Origin of the sequence: Bacillus sp. NPDC094077 (assembly GCF_050279465.1) — a bacterium.
GTDB lineage: Bacteria > Bacillota > Bacilli > Bacillales > Bacillaceae_G > Bacillus_A.
The window spans coordinates 112483-131414 of the sequence record NZ_JBNNUF010000003.1 but is presented as its reverse complement, the minus strand read 5'-3'; the positions used below and the strand labels follow the sequence as shown (position 1 = coordinate 131414).

The following is an 18932-nucleotide window of genomic DNA, read 5'->3' as shown; positions in this document are numbered from 1 at the left end:
TAGCAAACAATACAAATAAAGTATGTCAAACTTATTCGACAAAAGCACAAAACCTTTTACATATTATGCAAAACATATTTTACAAAAAATAGACGACCGAATCGGCCGTCTTTTCCTATTTATTTTGGAGTATTCCCTACATATTGCGAAATATCAACATTTAACGCTTGTGCTAAACGCATTCCGTAGTCGTGATCCGCACGGAAGAAGTTGCAAATAGCTAGTAATTTCGTGCGCTCATTTACGTCTTTTAAGTCGTTTGTTAAGTTTGCAATTAAGTTATCTTGCTCTTCTTTAGAGAATGAACGGTAACGCTCACCCGCTTGTTTGAAGTCATTTGGTTTCTCAATTTTTTCACGAGATACGTAGCCTTCTACTTTCATAGTTGAATCGCGGTAAGTTGGATCTTCAACTGGATTTTCTGTATGACGGCTCGGTTCGTAGTTTATTGTAGATGGGTTTTGATTCGTTTGCATCGCACCATCACGTTGTTGGTTACGAACAGCTGCGTATGGGCAGTTTACAGGAATTTGTAAGTAGTTTGCCCCAAGGCGATAACGCTGTGTATCTGGGTAAGAGAATAAACGCCCTTGTAATAATTTATCTTCAGATGGTTCAATACCATTTACAGTTGCACTTGGAGAGAATGCCGCTTGCTCTACTTCTGCAAAGAAGTTTTTCGGGTTACGATTTAATGTCATTGTCCCTACTTCGATTAATGGGAAGCGATCTTCTGACCATACTTTCGTTGGATCTAATGGATCAAAGTCTAAAGAATCCATTTCATCTAGTTGCATAACTTGTACGTGTAAATCCCATTTCGGATAGTTTCCTTTTTCGATTGCATTGAATAAGTCACGAGTTGCATGGTTGAAGTCATTTCCTTGTACTTCTTGCACTTCTTTCGCACTTAAATTACGTACACCTTGCTGTGGTTTCCAGTGATATTTAATGTAAACAATTTTACCTTCTGCATTAATCCATTTAAATGAATGGACGCCGAAGCCTTCCATTTCACGGTAGTTTGCCGGTGTACCATAATCAGAAAATACCCATGTCATCATATGTGTAGATTCTGGAGTTAACGTCATAAAATCCCAATAACGATCTGGTGTTTGAACGTTTGTATCAGGTGCTGGTTTTAAAGAATGCACCATGTCAGGGAATTTAATTGCATCACGAATGAAGAAAACAGGCAAATGGTTACCTACGATATCGTAGTTTCCTTCTTCTGTATAAAATTTAACAGCGAACCCACGTGGATCACGAGCTGTTTCCGGAGAACCTTGACCATGAATAACCGTTGAGAAACGAACGAATACAGGTGTCTCAGTTCCTTCATTTTGTAAAAATGCTGCTTTCGTATATTGCTTCATGCTGTTTTTCGTTACGAATACCCCGTGAGCACCCGCACCACGTGCATGCACCACGCGCTCCGGAATACGTTCACGATCAAAATGCGCTAGTTTTTCTACTAAATGATAGTCTTCTAACAATACCGGTCCACGGCGACCAGCTGTACGAGAATTTTGGTTATCTCCAACTGGAGCACCTTGGTTTGTTGTTAAGCGATTATTTGGATTCATCAAGGGAGATCCTCCTCTTTCTTTCATAAGAATAATTACTTATTTAAAATTATTATAATTTAATTATTATTCAAAACTATTTTTTTGTCAACTATTTCCTTCATTTTTTTAGAAACAATTTCAGCTAAGCAATCGATAAATACAGATTGTGCATTCGGCATATTTGGTCTAAAATATGCGACATTTAATTCATCCGTTACAACTTTACATTCATAATCGTTGTCATATAAAACTTCTAAATGCTCCGCCACAAAACCAACTGGGCAATATATGAAAGATACATAGCCATTCTCTTCATATAAATCTCTCGTTAAATCTTGCACATCTGGTCCAATCCACGGATCTGGAGTATTACCAGCACTTTGCCAACCGATTGTATAGTTTTGAATATTTGCAGCTGCTGCAATTAAATCCGCTGTATGCTGTAATTGCTCTACGTACGGGTCACCTGCTGCAATAATTTTTTCTGGCAAACTATGCGCCGAAAAAATTACGACTGCCTTCTCTTTATCTGCAATGTTAATAAACGTTTCTTTTATTTGATTTGCCCAATAAGAAATAAACTTCGGTTCTTCGTACCATTGTTCAATTGGTTCAATAACAGGACCACCAATTTCTTTTGAAAGGCGGATTGCACGGTCATTATATGCTTTAACGCTGAATGTAGAATAATGCGGTGCTAATACGATACTAATCGCTTGCTCAATCCCATCTCTCTTCATCTCTTCTACTGCATCTTCTATAAATGGTGCAATATGTTTTAAACCTAAGTAACAAGTAAATTCATACTCTTTAAATATGTTATTCATTGAATCTGTTAATTTATGCGCTTGCTCTTTCGTAATTTTTGCAAGCGGTGATATTCCTCCAATCGCTTTATAACGCCCAATTAAATCTTGGAGTGCTTCTTCGGATGGCTTACGTCCATGACGAATGTGTGTATAATACGCCTCTACATCATCCAATGACTCCGGCGTTCCATACGCCATTACTAGCAAACCTATTTTTTTCTTTGTCATCTATGTAACACCTCAATTTTCGAAAATGAGAATCTTTTTCAAGAACGTTTGTTTCCGATTATAACAAACAATAATAAGTACGTCAAAATAATAATTCTAAATAAGTATTTTTTCTAATATGATTTTTAATTTTATATGACATTTTTTTTAATCAAACAGCGGCTCACATACGTGTAAGCCGCTTTTCTGCTATTCTTTAATATTCACTCCATACTCTTTAAACCAAACGTGAATTTGTGCTAAATGAGCTAAAAGTTGTGGCCCAGTCATTAATTGACCGAACCAAGGCGATTGGAATGCACTGCCGCCAGATTGAATTAATCCACTCAGTTGCTCTTTATCAAACAGTTCATGCAAAATTGAGCCTTTATCCGCTAATAAATCCTGTAGCCACACCGTTACCGCTTTTGTATAGTGTGGATTGTGCGTTTTCGGATACGGGCTTTTCTTTCTATATAAGATGTCATGTGGAAGTATCCCTTCTAATGCTTTACGCAATAGACCTTTTTCGCGGTTTTCATACATTTTCATTTCCCAAGGAATATTCCACGCATATTCGACAAGTCGGTGGTCCGCAAATGGAACACGCACTTCTAAGCTTGCTCCCATACTCATGCGGTCTTTTCTGTCTAATAATGTTGTCATAAACCATACCATGTTTAAATAAAATAATTGTCGTCTCTTCGCTTCTAATGGGCTTTCTCCCTCTAAAATAGGAACTTCTTGAATGGATTCTTCATAACGCTGCTGTACGTATTGTTGTAAATTCAATTTATTTCTCCATTCTTTTTTCAAAAGTTGTTCCCGCGCTTCTGTAGAACGCATCCACGGAAATGCACTCGATTGTAAATCATCTTCTCTATAAAACCACGGATACCCACCGAATATTTCATCTGCACATTCTCCAGATAAACCAACGACAAAATCTTGTTTAATTTCGCGGCAAAACCATAATAATGAAGAATCGATATCTGCCATCCCAGGCAAATCACGAACGAGTACTGCTTCTGTTAAATACTCTGCCAGCAGTTCATTTGAAATGACGCAACGATGATGGATCGTTTCAAATGTCTCAGTCATTAAGTTAATAAATGGCGCATCTGAATTTGGCTGAAATGCATTTGCTTTAAAGTATTTGTCATTATCTTCGTAATCAATAGAATACGTGTGTAATTGACCTTTTCCCGACCTTTCATACTCTTTCGCAGCAATTGCTGTAATTGCACTCGAATCTACTCCGCCCGATAAAAAAGTGCATAGCGGTACGTCAGAAACGAGTTGCCTTGTTATTGCATCTTGTAATAAAAAACGTGTCTTCTCTACTGTTTCTTCAAAGGACTCTTCATGCTTTTTGCTTTCTACATTCCAATATCTCCATATACACAAACCATTCTTCGAAAATGTCATCGCATGGCCTGGGCGTAATTCTTTTATACCAGCATAAATACCGTGACCAGGCGTTCTAGACGGTCCAAGACCGAATATTTCCGATAATCCTTCTAACGTTACTTCCGCCTTCACATCTGGATGCGCTAGTATCGCCTTTAACTCTGAGCCAAATAATAATCTTCCACTATCATATTTATAAAAAAGTGGCTTTACACCTAATCGATCTCTCGCAATAAACACTTGTTCTTTCTGTTCATCCCATACTGCAAACGCATATATACCGTTTAAATGATCAACACATTCTTCTTTCCATTCAATATACGACGCTAATAATACTTCCGTATCGGAATGACCTTTGAACGTATATCCTCTTCTTAACAATTCCTTTCGAATGTCTTCAGTGTTATACAGTTCGCCGTTGTAGCAAATGGCATAATTTGTTTCATCCTTTAAACAAGTCATCGGCTGTTTACCACCTTCAGGGTCCACAACGATTAAACGTTTATGCCCAAATGCGACATTGCCTTTAATCCAAACTTTATTATCATCCGGACCACGTTTTGCTAACGTCTCAGCCATCTTCGTAACAACATCCCTTTCTCCTTCTAATGAGCGTTTATAATCCACCCATCCTGTAATCCCGCACATACGAATCATCCTTCCATCTTATTTCTTTTCCTAAACAAGCAGTAATCCCCACCCTATGAGTGCGGATCAAAATAATGACAAACTCTTGACGATAACCTACTATCCACATATGGAATAGTAATTTCACTCAGTAAAACGTGTTTTATTGTATGCCCACCTATGTCTAGGTGTGTCTAGTTATAAAGAATGCACGAACTGTCTATAACAAGAATAACTACTTTCAATAAAGGAGGAATCATGTATGATACAACGTAAACATATTTTATATAATCAGCCTCGCGCTCATACATTCGGTAATGTAGAATATATAAACAATGAATGGGTATTTTTTGATGATGAAAATGATGAAGCATTTTTATTAGAAGATATTGCCGAAGATGGTTTTGAGATTTTATATAACAACAACTGGCTACCAGCGCGTTTTTATGAACAAAACATATTACAAATTGCAAATGAACAACACCCTCTGCAAAATGGGGAAATGATACGAATTCGAAAAAAATTACTTCTTAGTTACAATGAATGGCTTGAGGAATTACCTGATTCTGTCTTTATATTATTAACAGAGGCATTACAATCACTTCATTACTCTTTATATGATTGCATGTATTGTCATAATTATTTATCCTTCTTGCCGAAAGAAGAAGCATGCGAAGGAGTAAATATTCTTTTATTCGATAATGAAGAGATGATTTGTACATTACAGCACCATTTCGTTCGTCACTCTACTTCAAATAAAAATATTCTCCGTTTTACAAAAGTAAACGGAGAAGAGTTGCATATCGATGCGACATAAAGTGAAACTTTAATCAGTGAGGGTTTTGTTCATCCCCCACTGATTATTTGCCCACACCAATCGGGCTTTTACGGGAAGTTATCTCCCACCTAACTTCCTCACATTCGCCGAATTTTAAGGTGGGAGTCTTACTGACCGCAAATAGCGGGATAAAATAAAAACCACCCTATCTCTCAAACATTTGAGATCATAAGGTGGTTTTATTTTTATTTGAATACGTACCAGCCCAGTGGTAATTTTAGTCCTAAATATAATACCGCTACAAGCGCGACAATAAATAAGCCCCAAACCGCCCCTGTTGGTTTGTTTTTGCTCATTTTTACAAGCACCATTTCCATTCCACCGATAACTAAAATACCCGCTAACATTTTTAAACCATACCACATGTGCATGCTACCTGTTGCTGTCTTCACGATACTCATGTACAACATGAAACCTGTCACAATAATAATAATATACATTAGGCGAAGCCCCATATGTACACCTTTCCCTTTTCTTCCTGCTGAATAAAGAGAATACGCTACAAAAAATAAAATTAAACCTAACGCCCATGCTGTAATATGCATATGTACCATCGTATCCCTTACCTCCTCTTTTCACACTTTTTCACTCTATATGATAACATGTTCACTTATTTTCAGGAAATGTTTCGCTTTTTTACATTTAAATGATATAATATTTAGAGTATTTATAAACTTCTTGTAATAACAAAAGGGGGAACAATCATGATTCAAACTAAGGATATTATCGAACTTACAGACACATACGGGGCAAATAACTATCATCCACTTCCAATCGTTATTTCTAAAGCGGAAGGTGTTTGGGTAGAAGATCCTGAAGGAAACCGCTATATGGACTTACTAAGTGCATATTCTGCAGTAAACCAAGGTCATCGTCACCCAAAAATTATTAACGCTTTAATTGATCAAGCTAATCGTGTTACGTTAACTTCTCGTGCTTTCCATAGTGATCAATTGGGTCCTTGGTACGAAAAAGTTGCGAAACTAACTAATAAAGAAATGGTACTTCCAATGAATACAGGTGCAGAAGCTGTTGAAACTGCAATTAAAACCGCTCGCCGCTGGGCTTATGACGTGAAAAAAGTAGAAGCAAACCGTGCTGAAATCATCGTTTGTGAAGATAACTTCCACGGACGTACAATGGGTGCTGTTTCTATGTCATCAAACGAAGAGTACAAGCGTGGCTTCGGTCCAATGCTTCCTGGCATTATTGTAATTCCTTACGGTGATTTAGAAGCATTAAAAGCTGCTATTACACCAAACACAGCTGCATTCATTTTAGAACCAATTCAAGGTGAAGCAGGAATTAACATCCCACCAGCTGGTTTCTTAAAAGAAGCATTTGAAGTATGTAAAAAAGAAAACGTTTTATTCGTAGCTGATGAAATCCAAACAGGCTTAGGCCGTACTGGTAAAGTATTCGCTTGCGATTGGCACAATGTAACTCCTGACATGTACATACTTGGTAAAGCACTTGGCGGCGGCGTGTTCCCAATCTCTTGCGTTGCAGCAAACCGCGAAATTTTAGGTGTATTCGAGCCAGGTTCTCACGGTTCTACATTCGGTGGTAACCCACTTGCATGTGCTGTTTCTATCGCGGCTCTTGAAGTGTTAGAAGAAGAAAAATTAACAGAACGTTCTCTTCAATTAGGAGAAAAATTAGTTGGGCAATTAAAAGAAATTGATAACCCAATGATCACTGAAGTTCGAGGTAAAGGTTTATTCATCGGTATCGAATTAAACGAGCCAGCTCGTCCTTACTGTGAACAACTAAAAGCAGCTGGTCTATTATGTAAAGAAACACACGAAAACGTAATTCGTATCGCACCACCTCTAGTAATCTCTGAAGAAGATTTAGAGTGGGCATTCCAAAAAATTAAAGCTGTATTATCTTAATGATAGAGAGGTTGTCCTACATGTTGGGACAACCTCTTTCTTTTTATATTGATTTACAATAAAACAAAATTGTAATTTTCTGTATTTAACATCATGAAAGGAGGTACTATATGTTATTAAAATATGGCAAACATATTAACTATTTAGCTACATCTTTTATTTTAGTTACATTTCTTGGCTTCCTACTTTCCACAACATGGCTTAGTCACTACTCAACTTCTACTACATTCACACTACTGAAAGCATCATTTTGGACTGCTGTTATTCTTACTATTATTGGATTTAGACAAGAAAAAAGTGCGCTTGTAGTTATGCTATTTGGTATTTGTACGCTTGCACTCATTGGTTTTTACACTTTTTCCATTATAAGTTATTTCTATAACCCACGGCCATAGCAAAAAGCTATCTTTATACAAGATAGCTTTTTTTCATTTCACTACATTTCGCAAAGTACCAATTCCTTCTACTGTAACAACAACTTCATCACCAGCATGCAAAAACTTCGGCGGTGTAAAACCTTTTCCGACACCAGCCGGCGTTCCTGTTGCAATAATATCCCCTGGTTCTAATGTCATCCCTTTACTTATCGTTGAAATAATTTCTTCTATTGAAAAAATCATTTTATTTGTGTTTGAAGTTTGTCTTACTTCTCCATTTACTACTGTTTCAATGTGTAATGCATTCGGCGTTTCAATGAATGATTTATGAACCAAATACGGGCCCATTGGACAAAATGTATCAAAACTTTTCCCTAGGAAAAACTGTTTATGTTTCCTTTGAATGTCGCGAGCAGTTATATCATTTATAACTGTATATCCAAAAACATAATTAAGCGCTTTTTCTTTTTTGATTTGTTTCCCTCGCTTACCAATAATAATGGCTAGTTCTCCTTCATAATCTAGTTCATTCGTTGCGTGGGGATGGCCATTGATTTTCTCATCAGTTCCAATAACTGTTGTTGGCGCTTTCGTAAAGATCATTATATTTTCCGGAATAGACTCTACTCCGCCCATCTCGATCGCATGCTCACGATAGTTTTTTCCAACGCAAAGAATATTCTTTCTCGGTCTTGGAATTGGTGCTAATATTTTCACCTCTGTTAATGGATAATACGCTGCCCCTTCATTTTCCTTTGCCCAATCTACAATATCACATATTTTCCCAAAGCATTCATTCCCTCTTTCAATACACTCTAACATTGTAATAGGGATTGTAACCTTTTCCCCTTTTTGCCTTTGCGCTTCTCGTACATGCAATACCTTTTTTTCTTCTTCATCCACAATACCTACAAATACCTTTTCTTCTTTCTTCGCTGTTACAAAACGCAATATTTCCACTCTCCATCCTAAAACTCATACCCTTTAATTGTATTCGCATCCGTAAGAAAAAAACCTTCTCATTTACGCTAATTTTTACAATATTCCTCTCGTATTCTATTCGTTACTCATTCATCATTTGACATAAAATGTAGAAATTCTACTTTTTTTAGCGAAGGTGTTTCTTTTTTATGGAATTTTTGTATAATATGTACTACATATATACTAAAAATTTCATTTAGAGATGGAGCCGATTTCAATGTTTGAGCAAGCTATTGAAAAAAAACGCGAAAAAATGATCTATTTTGCTGAACGCTACGGAATGACTTCTCAAAAAACAGTGAATTGTAGCCAAGAACTGGACAGGCTCTTAAATGTGATTTGGCATGTGCACACGGATTTCCAACCTATTCAAACGCTCGAAACACACACGCAATAACGTGTGTGTTTCTTTTATTTCAAAAAAGTACACATTTTATTGAAAACGCCCATACAATAGTAGAAAAGAAAATTTTAAAAACGAAAGGTGTTTTGTATGCCAGCTATGGTCGGACATATTCGTATCGTCAATATTGGATCCAGTGGTATTTTTCATATTGGAGATGTATTTGCGATTAGGCCTATTAGTTATTCACGTGCTTTCGCTGGGGCCGGCTCCTTTAATGTTGGAGATAATATTTCTGTCTACAATTATCAAAGTTCAACGACCGTCAATGATTCAGATTTCATTGATCAAGCGATAATTGGCTCAACTTAAAGGAGGCGATTGCATTGAATTTTTATGTAAACCAAAGTATCATCATTAACAGCATTAGAATTGATAGCATTACAACCTCTTCTGTATTCCAAATTGGTACTGCCGGAAGTATTAAAGCTCTATCTAAATTTTCAAATACTGGTGGATTTACGGAGCCCCTTCGTCCATTACAGGCGAAAGGACAAATTATTTCTATCAAACCATCAACTAGTTCTTCTTAAGGCATCCTTGTCATAAAATATATAGCAGGAATGTATATACCCTCCCTATTGAAAAGGAGGTTTCACAAAATGAATCAAGATATATATACTTACTTACACCAACTTCAGCAAGCTCTCCAAGCACAACAAGCAACCATTCTTAACCTAGAAGATCAAGTACGCCTATTACAAGAAGAGCTTAATGAATTAAAAAGTCGCCCCTCCTCTTCTATAGGAAAAGTGGAATATAAATTCGACCAATTAAAAGTAGAAAACTTAAACGGTACTTTAAATATTGGCTTAAATCCATTTGCAACAAAAGGACAACAAATTGAAGATTTTCAAGTGGATACAGAAACATTGAAAGTAAATCCTGAAACTGAAACAAATCCAGATTTTTACCAAGGTATTCTTCAAGAAATGCATCGATACTTAGATGAAGAAGCATATAATCGAATTCTCCATTTTGAACAAGAAGAGAGAACACCGCTTGATGAAATGTATCGACAAATGATGGTTGATGACATAAAAAAACAGATGGAGCATAGACTTCCTTATTATTTATCACAAGCTCAATCATATGAAGGTGTTTCAACAAATCCAGATTATTTACGAGATATCATTATTCAAGCAATGAAACAAGATATCGACAAAGCCTTCCTATCCTTTATTCAACACATACCAGGCAATTTCCGAAAGGAGTAAGTATGTATGAATGTTAACGTTGTCAATCGCGAGTTAAAAGTCGGACAGATTAAAATGAACGGTGTATCGTCGTCCGCACTCTTTTTAATTGGGGATGCCAATTTCCTCATTCTATCTTCCATTCTTGATACACCATTTGAAACTGTTACGGAGGGGCCATTTGTACCATTAGTAACAGATGTCCCTTCTACTCCAGGTTAAGGAGACTGAAAAATTATGTTACATCACGTATCAGTTGTTCAAGATGTTTCTATTATTTCTTTAGGGATTGCTGCCGTATTTCAAGTTGGGGATGCCAATCAAATAGAATTAAAAAGTAGGTCTCTTGCCGTCCACCGAGAAATCCCTTGTTATATAAAAGGCGAAGGTCGCTTAGATGCATTCGAAATCTTCACAGATGAACACATCACAATCCCAAAAAGAACGACAGATGTAAAATTAAATATTATAAATGAATGCCCTTTTATTGAAGTAAATAACGTTGAGTTGCGAACACTTTTAAATTCTGGTTGCTTTCAAATTGGAAATGTTGATTATGTTTTTAGTAACTCTCGTTTTATGCAAATCCGTCAATATATTACTGATGAACCTTCCGCTCAATAATTCATATAATAATTAAAAAGCTTAGTAAAGTAGGTGGATGGTATGCCTTCGGTTGTAGGAAATCTTGTCGTTCAAAACAGTAATGGTTCTTTCAATTTAGGGGATTTTTATAACGTGTCTCCGAAAGAAAATACGAAAGCTTATAACGGATCTGGTGCTTCCAATGTTGGATTTGTCGTGAATACGTTTAGCGGCGTTAGTGCAACAAATACGTTTGATTCTGATGTGGCCGATCAAGATCAGATTGGAACAGCGTAAAAAAAGAGGTGTCCCCTACTAGGTGACACCTCTTTTATTTCATTACGCAATACATTTAATTTTTCATGAATAGGTTCTACATTCATATCTTTTCTTTTAAAACTATTCATCACATCACCTTTTATTTAAATGATAATCCACTCTCCTCCAAAGCCTTTCTAAGCTTTGGCAAAGATGCTGGTCCCATACCATGGAATTGTAAAATTTCTTTTTCACTATATTTCGAGAGTTCTGCTATCGAATGAATCCCATGATGTTCTAATGCCCTTCTTGCTGGTGCTGAAAGAAGAGAGAGAAAACCTTCTTTTGGCTTTCTCTCTTTCTCACAGGTTGGGCAAGTTGGACAATCGCTACTTTTATAGTACTCGTGTCCACGTTCACAAGTTCTTAACGTTGCCATTCTTTATAGCCCCTTTCCCTTGTCTATTCCTCAATATCCACAACATGATTCCCATCAAAGAAGTATAAACATTTCTCTTTTACAGGATGCTGCAAGCTTTTCTCGAGTGCTTTTGCATATAACGAAAGCTGCACTTTATAACGCTCTTCTAAAATCGGTTTCGCTTGTTCAAATCCGCCTGGGAACTTTCCTTCAATCGTATCTGTTTTAAAGTCGATTAACGTAATACCGTCTTCCTCTTCAATCATGCAGTCGATAACCCCTTGGACAAGAATCGACTCTTCACTCTTCCCTTGCCAATCTTGATACGCTTCTTCTGCTGGAAGCATCATCGTAAATGGTACTTCACGCTCTACACTTTTCGCTGCTAGTACCCTTTTACCGAGGTTACTCTCAAAGAATGCAATTACTTTTTCAACTGCTATTTCTTCAGCTTGTTCGAATGTTAATAGTTCTTTATTAACCATGCCATTAATTTGTTCCCGAATTACTTCTTCTGTAATCGGCTTCTTCAAATCAACATGCTGCATAACCGCATGGACTGCCGTTCCTCTTTCGGCATATGTTAATCCTTTTTTCTCCATAAAACGAGGACGTGTTTTAATTGGTACACGCAGTTTTTTAATAAAGGCATTATCGCTACCATCTTCTGATTGATAATTTCTCTTTATTTCTGTAACGGATTGCTTCGCACGGTGAGATGTTGCATCCTCATATCCGTACTTCCACATTAATCTGTCGTACACTTCTTCTTTTCGTTCACTTTCTAACGGAACGGCCTTTTTCTCACGAAGCGCTTCTAACAACTCTTGTTTCTCTTCTTGAACTGGCTCTGGCGCAAGTAACGTTTTACCGTCAACTACTTCTACTTTCCAGTTCGTATCATACTCATAAATCTCACCTGGGATACCTCCTTGCCCTAATTCAAGAAGCATTTCACTATCACGATGTCTATATAATGAAGGTGCGATCCAGTCTAAATAACAAGACGCTCCGGCACGTATATGGTCTGGTAATAACCATTCACTATGCTCCCTTGCATCAAGCCATTTTTCCATTTCCTTATTTGCATCCTTAACTGTTCCGACTAAAATTAACTTCTCTTTCGCACGCGTTAAGGCTACGTATAATACACGCATTTCTTCCGCGATTAATTCCATTTTCATTTTACGTTTAATTGCTAGTTGCGATAACGTCGTATATTTAATTCGTTTACGAGGATCGATGAATTGTGAACCGAAACCGAAATCTTTATGCAATAAGAAACGTTTCATTAAGTCTTGTGTATTAAAACGGCGACCAAGCCCAGCTACAAATACGACTGGGAACTCGAGCCCCTTACTTTTATGAATTGTCATAATGCGAACGACGTCTTCTTGCTCACCGAGAGCCCTTGCCGTTCCCATATCATCACCGCGTTCTAAAATACGCTCAATAAAACGCAAGAAACGGAATAACCCTCTAAACGATGTTGCTTCATATTGTCTTGCGCGGTCATATAATACGCGTAAGTTCGCCTGTCTTTGCTTTCCAGCTGGTAAACCTCCAACGAAATCGTAATAACCTGTCTCACCGTACACTTTCCAAATTAAATCGGAAAGTGATTGTTGGCGTGCAAATTCACGCCATCCTTGCAGTAAGTTATAAAACCACTCTAATTTGTCATGAAGCTCTTTCTCTTCTTCAAGCGGTGCTCCTTTTAAGAAGGAACTCATTACTTCATAAAACGAGCCTTTCTTTCCGTGAGCACGAAGCGTCGCAAGATCTTCATCATTTAATCCAACGATCGGCGAACGAAGGACTGCTGCAAGCGGAATATCTTGCATCGGATTATCAATAACGCGGAATACGTTCATCATAATATTTACTTCTGTCGCTTCAAAGTAGCCAGTCGCAAGGTCTGCATATACTGGAATTCCTTGTAGCTTTAACTCTTCCATAATTTGTGGCGCCCACGGCATGGAGCGAAGTAAAATAACGAAATCACGATATTGTACCGGGCGCATACTATCATTTTTACGGTCATACACTTCATAACCCGAATCGACCATCGCTTTAATGCGCTGCGCCATAAGACGAGCTTCAAGCTGCGCTTTTTCTACCTCTGTACCTTCTTCTCCGTCTAACACTTCTTCTTCCGTTTGCTGAATGCATAACAGTTCAGCCGCTACATCTTCACCTTCTGGATAGCTAGCACCTAGCTTTAATTCAGCGTCAGCATCGTAATCGATTTCCCCAACTTCTTCGCCCATAATTTGTTTGAAGATAAAGTTCGTACCTGCTAACACTTCATGACGGCTACGGAAGTTCTTCGCTAAATCAATCTTCATTCCGCCGTCTAATCCTTCTTGTGTGAAACGTTTATACTTTCCTAAAAATAGGCCTGGTTCTGCTAGTCGGAAACGATAAATCGACTGCTTCACGTCACCAACCATGAATAAGTTTCCTTCACTCTCAGAATCTTTCGTTACGAATTTAATAATCGATTCCTGTACAAAGTTCGTATCTTGATATTCATCGACTAGTACTTCAGCAAATTTATTACGATATTGCAGAGCTACTGCTGACGGTTTCATTTCACCTTCTTCACTTTGCTCACTTAAAATTTGTAAACAGAAATGCTCTAAATCTGTGAAGTCGACCATTCCTTTATCTCGCTTCATCGCTTGGAAACGCTCTGTAAACACCTTTACAAGCTGAACAAGTTTCTCTAATACTGGATGCATATCTTGAAAATCTCGCAAGAAACTTTCCGGCTTGCGGCTAAATAGCTCTTCTTGTAATTTTTTCACTTCATCTTTCGCTTTATTACGAAGAGAGTCTACTTGTTTTACAATATCTTCGTTATAATCACTTTTCTTAATACGCTTTAACGTTTGCCACGATACGTTTTGCATCGCTTCATACAAGCTTGTCCACGATTCACGAGCTGCTGCCGATAACGTTCCAAGTAAAACTAAATCTGCTTGTAACGTTTCAACGCGAGGTGCTGGACCGTCAGGAAGCATTGCTAGTTCTGTCGCTTTACGAATGTGCTCTTCCGCCGTTTCAAGCTGGAATTTCACATCTTCTAATAAGTAAGAAGCGTATACTAAATCTTCGATCGTCTTTCCTTCTACGTCGTATGCTTCTACTAATTTATCAAGCCACTTCTCCGGGTTTGGATGCGCTCTTGATTCTGTATGAAGCGCTAAAATCATTCGTTGTAAGTCATCATCACTACGGTCACTCGTATAACGATCAACTAATTCAAAGAAAATACTATTATCTTCGATCCCATACTCTTCTTCTAATATGTCATCTAGCACTTCTTCTTTTAACAACTCATTTTCTGTTTGATTTGCAATACGGAAACGAGGATCAACATCAAGCATGTAGTAGTATCCTCTAATTACTTGTAAACAAAATGAATGGATCGTTGAAATAGATGCTTTATTTAATAGACTCAGCTGCTTTCTGATGTGCTGAGATCCTGGCTCATCAATTAAGACCTTTTCTAACGCTTCCCCAATTCGGTTTTTCATCTCTTGCGCCGCTGCATTCGTAAATGTTACAACGAGCAGGCGGTCGACATCGACTGGGTTTTCTTCATTTACAATCTTTTTAATAATACGTTCAACTAATACTGCTGTTTTTCCTGATCCAGCTGCTGCTGCAACTAAAATATCACGCCCATTTGCTACAACGGCTTTCCACTGATCATCGGTCCATTGACTACCTTCTGGTTTTTTAGGCCAATTTTCTATCATTCTCCGCCAACCTCCTCTCTAATTTTCTCCATTGCTTCGCTATCTTTCATATCTTTTAACGTACGGAATTGATTATCTTCAAGGGATTCATCAAACTGACAAACAGATTTGAAGTTACAGAACGTACATGCCGCTTTATTCCCCTTTTTGTAAGGAGCAATATCGATAACACCTTCTGTAATGTCTTTTCCGATATTTTCAAACGTATGGTGTACATATTTTTGAAGTACGTTAAATTCTTGTTCACTTGCAATGCTAGAACGCGCACTAAAACTACCGTCTTTTTTCAGGCCAGCAGAAATAATGTCAGAGCTTCCTGTTGTCAGTTTGTTATCCATTAAACGAACAACATCTGCATCTCCTAGCACGAGCCCTTTCATTTTAAATTTCTTTAAAATTTCTTTTTCAATTTCTGCTTCAGATGCGTCACCTTTCATCTCAACGATCGGGTTATGAATATGGAAGTACAGTACACCAGCAGGTGATGCTGTGCCGCCTTTTTTCATCCACGTTTGTGCATTTGAAGTAACAACATCTAAATACGTTAACATTTGAAGTGCCAATCCGTAATACACTTCCGTTAAATCTAACGCTTTTGAACTTGATTTATAGTCAATAATACGAAGGAACGTCCCATTTTCATCTTCCGCCTTATCAACACGGTCAATACGGCCGACAACTTCCATCTTCACACCATTTGGTAATGAGAATTCCATCGGCGGAAGTGATCCTGTACCACCCATACCGAACGGCACTTCTAAATCAACTGGTACGAAACCGCTCGACTTCGCGTGTTCACGAAGAATGATTGATGTACGGAAAATGATTTGTTGTAGTTTTTGTTTTAAATAGAAATGACGGTTTGAACTTAATAAAATTTGTCGTTGTAATAACGGCGCGATTTCTTCTATTACTAAAACAGAAAGATGCTCACACTCTTTTATTGATAAATCCGCCCAAGTGCGGTTTTCACGTAATAGCCTATCTGCAATTCTCTTCAACGCTGCATGGAATAGTTCACCGATATCTGGTGCATCTAGTTTAAAAATATCACGCTCTCTTAATGATAAACCGTGCTGCGCAAAATGAGCGTACGCACAACGATTGAATAACTCCATACGAGAGACGCTTCCTTTTATTTTATCTCCGTATAAATCTCTACTTACAGCTGTACTTAGTTTCTGCGCACGATTTCGGTAGAATAAACTTGATAACACGCGGCTACTTTTTTGTTTCCACTCATCTGAAGTCACGTAGAAGTTATATACGTCCCACCAAAAGTCTAAATTCCCTTCAAATCCGTATCGCTTCCACGTTTGTAGTTGCTGCATAACATAAGATAACGTTACTTCTGGCGTTGCTACGTATGAGATTTGTTCCGAACGTGATAAGTCGTTTACATCATTCGTAATAAACGCGTCTTTTACATCAGGGAACATTCTTTTTATTTTCTTAATAAAACTAGACGCAAGTAACGTCTTTCCTTCTTCATCTGCAAGCGGGCATGAAATGTATAACTTCTCAGATGCTCTCGTTACCATTTGGTACATAACAAACTGTTCTTCTAATAATGTTTGTCTCGTCGTTGGCGCTAATTCGATACCTGCTGCGCCAAGAACCTCTCTTTCTTCATCAGAAAGCATCCCCTCATCCATCGGTGCTGCTGGAATGACTCCTTCATTTACTCCGATAATAAATGTCGCTTTCACGTCTGATAATCTAGTGCGATCAATATTGGCAATTAATACTTGGTCTAATGAAGGCGGAATGTTAGCAAATTGAAGTGCTTCAAGACCTGTCGACATAACATCCGTAAACATAGAAAGTGACATTTTCTCTTCACCAAGCATCTCTACAAACGTATCAAGAAGACTCATCACTTCTTCCCATACTTGTTCGTGGTCTGTCGCAAATAAGAAATCTCCGCTCTCTTCTGCACGAATACGTAATTCTTCTAACTTCTTCGGAACGTCCAGTTCTTCTAAAAATAAGTAAACCACTTCGCACATTTGCATAACAGTTCCCGCACGCTTTAACCTTTTTTGCATACGAATAACTGGCGTTCTTACAATGTCACGCAGTCGATTTATTTTCTCTTCCATTTCACGTTCACTGTCTGTTATCATTCCGTTTGTATCGTCAAGCGAACGGTAACGGCGATACATCCATGGCTCCTCAGAAGTCCATCTCTTCCCTTGTACACCGTACGCTAAACAGTAGTTTTCAAACTCATCCATCTCTTCGCGCATAACTTCTTTTCTTACGTCTAATGGATATAAAAGCTCTGTTTTCACGCAGCGGAACACTGCGTCATAACGCCAGTTCCCGCTAATAATTTCTAAGGCAGAACGAATACATTCTACTAATGGATGATGTGACATCGGGCGTTTTTCATCGATGAAGTGCGGGATATTATAATCTGTAAATAATGTTCGCATCACATCGTAATAACTTTCCCCGTTACGAAGAAGGACTGCAATATCGCGGTAACGATACGTTTCATCCGCGACAAGTCTACGAATTTCACGAGCAACACCTTCTACTTCAGCTCGTAAATTCGCTGCTGTACTAATTGTTACACTTGCTTCACCGTGAAACTTTTCATTTGGTCGTGCTTCATAATGCGTTTCTAAATGCGCTAATGCCGGAGAATGAAAACGCAGTTGTTCCATAAGTGGCATTGTTTTTTCAATTTCTATTTTCTCTTCACGCGCTATTTGTTTGATTTTTTCATATGTTAACGTCGTCTCATAAAATAAATCCAGTTCACTCACTGGCTGTGCTAACGTTTTTTCATCTATCGTTAACGTAATTGTGACTCTCGCTCCGCAAATCATGAGCTGCCTTAAAATTTCTAGCTCTTGAGGAGAGAACGAATGAAATCCATCTATATAAATTTCGGCACCATTTACATATTCAGACTGCGGAAGCTTTTCCACTAGCAATTGTAAATAGTCTTCTGAATCTAAATATTTTCCGATTAAAGCACGCTCAAAATCATCATATAATAGTTGTAAATCATATACTTTATTCGCTAGCAGCTTTTGCTCTGCGCTGCTACTATGCGTATCTAATTGTTGCCACATTTCATATACGTTAGATGGCGTCACGTTATAACGTTTAAACTCCGCAATCATACTGCCAAGATGTTCAAAGAAACCGTTTTGCTCCGCTGCTTTTTGAAACACCGATAGACCATCTTTACGAGATTCTACAATTTTACGAAGTAACATATGCACACCCGCTTCATCTATATGAAGACGACTCGCTCCGCCAACTTCTTGCAACACTTTCCACGCTAATCGTGAAAAACTAAAAACTTGTGCCCGAATAGAACCTCTTACATCCTCACTTCCAATTAACGCCTGCTGCGTCTGGAATGTCATCTGTTCTGGCACAAGATATAATATTGTTTTCCCTCTTGGATGCTGTTTTAGCTCTTCTTGCACTTCGCGTAAACAAAGTGTACTTTTTCCACTTCCCGCTCTACCAATTACAAATCGAAGTGACATGTAACCCCACCTTTCACTTACATAACGAACGTTAGTTTGCTACTATAATTGTATTATAGGACACGAAAAAAGACAAAC

The 18932-nt window shown here is 37.9% G+C and carries 18 protein-coding genes; 10 read left to right on the top strand and 8 right to left on the bottom strand.

Features of this window, described 5'->3' with window-relative positions; genetic code table 11:
- Nucleotides 1-119: 119 nt before the first annotated feature.
- The 3 genes from katB to asnB form a co-directional block, all read right to left on the bottom strand.
- Nucleotides 120-1586, bottom strand: coding sequence for a catalase KatB (gene katB, locus ACQKNR_RS09330; RefSeq protein WP_427317992.1), 1467 nt, complete (start codon nucleotides 1584-1586; stop codon nucleotides 120-122).
- A gap of 59 nt (nucleotides 1587-1645) precedes the next feature.
- Nucleotides 1646-2605, bottom strand: coding sequence for a ferrochelatase (hemH, locus tag ACQKNR_RS09325; protein WP_427317244.1), 960 nt, complete (start codon nucleotides 2603-2605; stop codon nucleotides 1646-1648).
- Nucleotides 2606-2794: 189 nt separating this feature from the next.
- Nucleotides 2795-4642 carry an asparagine synthase (glutamine-hydrolyzing) gene (gene asnB, locus ACQKNR_RS09320; RefSeq protein ID WP_427317242.1) on the bottom strand — a complete coding sequence of 616 codons (1848 nt, stop codon included), beginning with the start codon at nucleotides 4640-4642 and terminating at the stop codon, nucleotides 2795-2797.
- A 241-nt stretch (nucleotides 4643-4883) separates the two neighbouring features.
- Between asnB and ACQKNR_RS09315 the strand changes: the two genes are divergently transcribed.
- Nucleotides 4884-5438, top strand: a complete 555-nt coding sequence (locus tag ACQKNR_RS09315) for a DUF2777 domain-containing protein (protein WP_427317240.1) — start codon at nucleotides 4884-4886, stop codon at nucleotides 5436-5438.
- A gap of 206 nt (nucleotides 5439-5644) precedes the next feature.
- On the opposite strand, the gene ACQKNR_RS09310 is transcribed toward ACQKNR_RS09315, so the two are convergent.
- Nucleotides 5645-6013 (bottom strand): YisL family protein, encoded by a 369-nt coding sequence (locus ACQKNR_RS09310; protein WP_000233495.1) that lies wholly within the window; start codon nucleotides 6011-6013, stop codon nucleotides 5645-5647.
- A gap of 150 nt (nucleotides 6014-6163) precedes the next feature.
- Between ACQKNR_RS09310 and rocD the strand changes: the two genes are divergently transcribed.
- Both rocD and ACQKNR_RS09300 read left to right on the top strand, forming a co-directional pair.
- Entirely contained in the window at nucleotides 6164-7354 is a 1191-nt protein-coding gene (gene rocD, locus ACQKNR_RS09305) for an ornithine aminotransferase (protein ID WP_427317238.1), read from the top strand.
- Nucleotides 7355-7464: 110 nt separating this feature from the next.
- Nucleotides 7465-7749 carry a hypothetical protein gene (locus ACQKNR_RS09300; RefSeq protein ID WP_427317237.1) on the top strand — a complete coding sequence of 95 codons (285 nt, stop codon included), beginning with the start codon at nucleotides 7465-7467 and terminating at the stop codon, nucleotides 7747-7749.
- Nucleotides 7750-7782: 33 nt separating this feature from the next.
- On the opposite strand, the gene ACQKNR_RS09295 is transcribed toward ACQKNR_RS09300, so the two are convergent.
- Entirely contained in the window at nucleotides 7783-8682 is a 900-nt protein-coding gene (locus ACQKNR_RS09295) for a fumarylacetoacetate hydrolase family protein (RefSeq protein WP_427317235.1), read from the bottom strand.
- 247 nt (nucleotides 8683-8929) lie between these two features.
- Between ACQKNR_RS09295 and ACQKNR_RS09290 the strand changes: the two genes are divergently transcribed.
- The 7 genes from ACQKNR_RS09290 to gerPF all read left to right on the top strand — a co-directional run bounded on the left by ACQKNR_RS09290 (nucleotide 8930) and on the right by gerPF (nucleotide 11193).
- Nucleotides 8930-9109, top strand: a complete 180-nt coding sequence (locus ACQKNR_RS09290; RefSeq protein WP_427317233.1) for an aspartyl-phosphate phosphatase Spo0E family protein — start codon at nucleotides 8930-8932, stop codon at nucleotides 9107-9109.
- A 96-nt stretch (nucleotides 9110-9205) separates the two neighbouring features.
- Entirely contained in the window at nucleotides 9206-9427 is a 222-nt protein-coding gene (gene gerPA / locus ACQKNR_RS09285; RefSeq protein ID WP_193411665.1) for a spore germination protein GerPA, read from the top strand.
- A 14-nt stretch (nucleotides 9428-9441) separates the two neighbouring features.
- Nucleotides 9442-9648, top strand: coding sequence for a spore germination protein GerPB (gerPB, locus tag ACQKNR_RS09280; RefSeq protein ID WP_087957704.1), 207 nt, complete (start codon nucleotides 9442-9444; stop codon nucleotides 9646-9648).
- Nucleotides 9649-9717: 69 nt separating this feature from the next.
- Nucleotides 9718-10332: a spore germination protein GerPC gene (gene gerPC, locus ACQKNR_RS09275; RefSeq protein WP_427317231.1), complete on the top strand. Its 615-nt coding sequence runs from the start codon at nucleotides 9718-9720 to the stop codon at nucleotides 10330-10332.
- 6 nt (nucleotides 10333-10338) lie between these two features.
- Entirely contained in the window at nucleotides 10339-10533 is a 195-nt protein-coding gene (gerPD, locus tag ACQKNR_RS09270; protein WP_193411667.1) for a spore germination protein GerPD, read from the top strand.
- 15 nt (nucleotides 10534-10548) lie between these two features.
- Nucleotides 10549-10935, top strand: a complete 387-nt coding sequence (locus tag ACQKNR_RS09265; protein ID WP_427317230.1) for a spore germination protein GerPE — start codon at nucleotides 10549-10551, stop codon at nucleotides 10933-10935.
- 42 nt (nucleotides 10936-10977) lie between these two features.
- Nucleotides 10978-11193 carry a spore germination protein GerPF gene (gene gerPF / locus ACQKNR_RS09260; RefSeq protein WP_001141570.1) on the top strand — a complete coding sequence of 72 codons (216 nt, stop codon included), beginning with the start codon at nucleotides 10978-10980 and terminating at the stop codon, nucleotides 11191-11193.
- Nucleotides 11194-11314: 121 nt separating this feature from the next.
- Here gerPF and ACQKNR_RS09255 read toward each other — a convergent pair whose 3' ends face one another.
- From ACQKNR_RS09255 to addB, 3 genes are read right to left on the bottom strand one after another with little or no spacing between them, the layout of a single operon-like run.
- Nucleotides 11315-11593 carry an RNA polymerase alpha subunit C-terminal domain-containing protein gene (locus ACQKNR_RS09255; RefSeq protein WP_427317228.1) on the bottom strand — a complete coding sequence of 93 codons (279 nt, stop codon included), beginning with the start codon at nucleotides 11591-11593 and terminating at the stop codon, nucleotides 11315-11317.
- Nucleotides 11594-11616: 23 nt separating this feature from the next.
- Nucleotides 11617-15342 (bottom strand): helicase-exonuclease AddAB subunit AddA, encoded by a 3726-nt coding sequence (gene addA, locus ACQKNR_RS09250; protein ID WP_427317226.1) that lies wholly within the window; start codon nucleotides 15340-15342, stop codon nucleotides 11617-11619.
- Nucleotides 15339-18854 (bottom strand): helicase-exonuclease AddAB subunit AddB, encoded by a 3516-nt coding sequence (addB, locus tag ACQKNR_RS09245; RefSeq protein ID WP_427317224.1) that lies wholly within the window; start codon nucleotides 18852-18854, stop codon nucleotides 15339-15341. The genes addA and addB overlap by 4 nt, the downstream gene beginning before the upstream one ends.
- Between the last annotated feature and the right edge of the window lie 78 nt (nucleotides 18855-18932).

Excerpts from the sequence above, each read along its gene's own strand:
- rocD (WP_427317238.1), top strand. The coding sequence starts at position 6,164 with ATGATTCAAACTAAGGATATTATCGAACTTACAGACACATACGGGGCA.
- hemH (WP_427317244.1), bottom strand. The coding sequence starts at position 2,605 with ATGACAAAGAAAAAAATAGGTTTGCTAGTAATGGCGTATGGAACGCCG.
- ACQKNR_RS09310 (WP_000233495.1), bottom strand. The coding sequence starts at position 6,013 with ATGGTACATATGCATATTACAGCATGGGCGTTAGGTTTAATTTTATTT.
- gerPC (WP_427317231.1), top strand. The coding sequence starts at position 9,718 with ATGAATCAAGATATATATACTTACTTACACCAACTTCAGCAAGCTCTC.
- addA (WP_427317226.1), bottom strand. The coding sequence starts at position 15,342 with ATGATAGAAAATTGGCCTAAAAAACCAGAAGGTAGTCAATGGACCGAT.
- gerPF (WP_001141570.1), top strand. The coding sequence starts at position 10,978 with ATGCCTTCGGTTGTAGGAAATCTTGTCGTTCAAAACAGTAATGGTTCT.
- asnB (WP_427317242.1), bottom strand. The coding sequence starts at position 4,642 with ATGTGCGGGATTACAGGATGGGTGGATTATAAACGCTCATTAGAAGGA.
- ACQKNR_RS09300 (WP_427317237.1), top strand. The coding sequence starts at position 7,465 with ATGTTATTAAAATATGGCAAACATATTAACTATTTAGCTACATCTTTT.
- ACQKNR_RS09265 (WP_427317230.1), top strand. The coding sequence starts at position 10,549 with ATGTTACATCACGTATCAGTTGTTCAAGATGTTTCTATTATTTCTTTA.
- ACQKNR_RS09255 (WP_427317228.1), bottom strand. The coding sequence starts at position 11,593 with ATGGCAACGTTAAGAACTTGTGAACGTGGACACGAGTACTATAAAAGT.
- ACQKNR_RS09315 (WP_427317240.1), top strand. The coding sequence starts at position 4,884 with ATGATACAACGTAAACATATTTTATATAATCAGCCTCGCGCTCATACA.
- gerPD (WP_193411667.1), top strand. The coding sequence starts at position 10,339 with ATGAATGTTAACGTTGTCAATCGCGAGTTAAAAGTCGGACAGATTAAA.
- ACQKNR_RS09290 (WP_427317233.1), top strand. The coding sequence starts at position 8,930 with ATGTTTGAGCAAGCTATTGAAAAAAAACGCGAAAAAATGATCTATTTT.
- gerPA (WP_193411665.1), top strand. The coding sequence starts at position 9,206 with ATGCCAGCTATGGTCGGACATATTCGTATCGTCAATATTGGATCCAGT.
- addB (WP_427317224.1), bottom strand. The coding sequence starts at position 18,854 with ATGTCACTTCGATTTGTAATTGGTAGAGCGGGAAGTGGAAAAAGTACA.
- katB (WP_427317992.1), bottom strand. The coding sequence starts at position 1,586 with ATGAATCCAAATAATCGCTTAACAACAAACCAAGGTGCTCCAGTTGGA.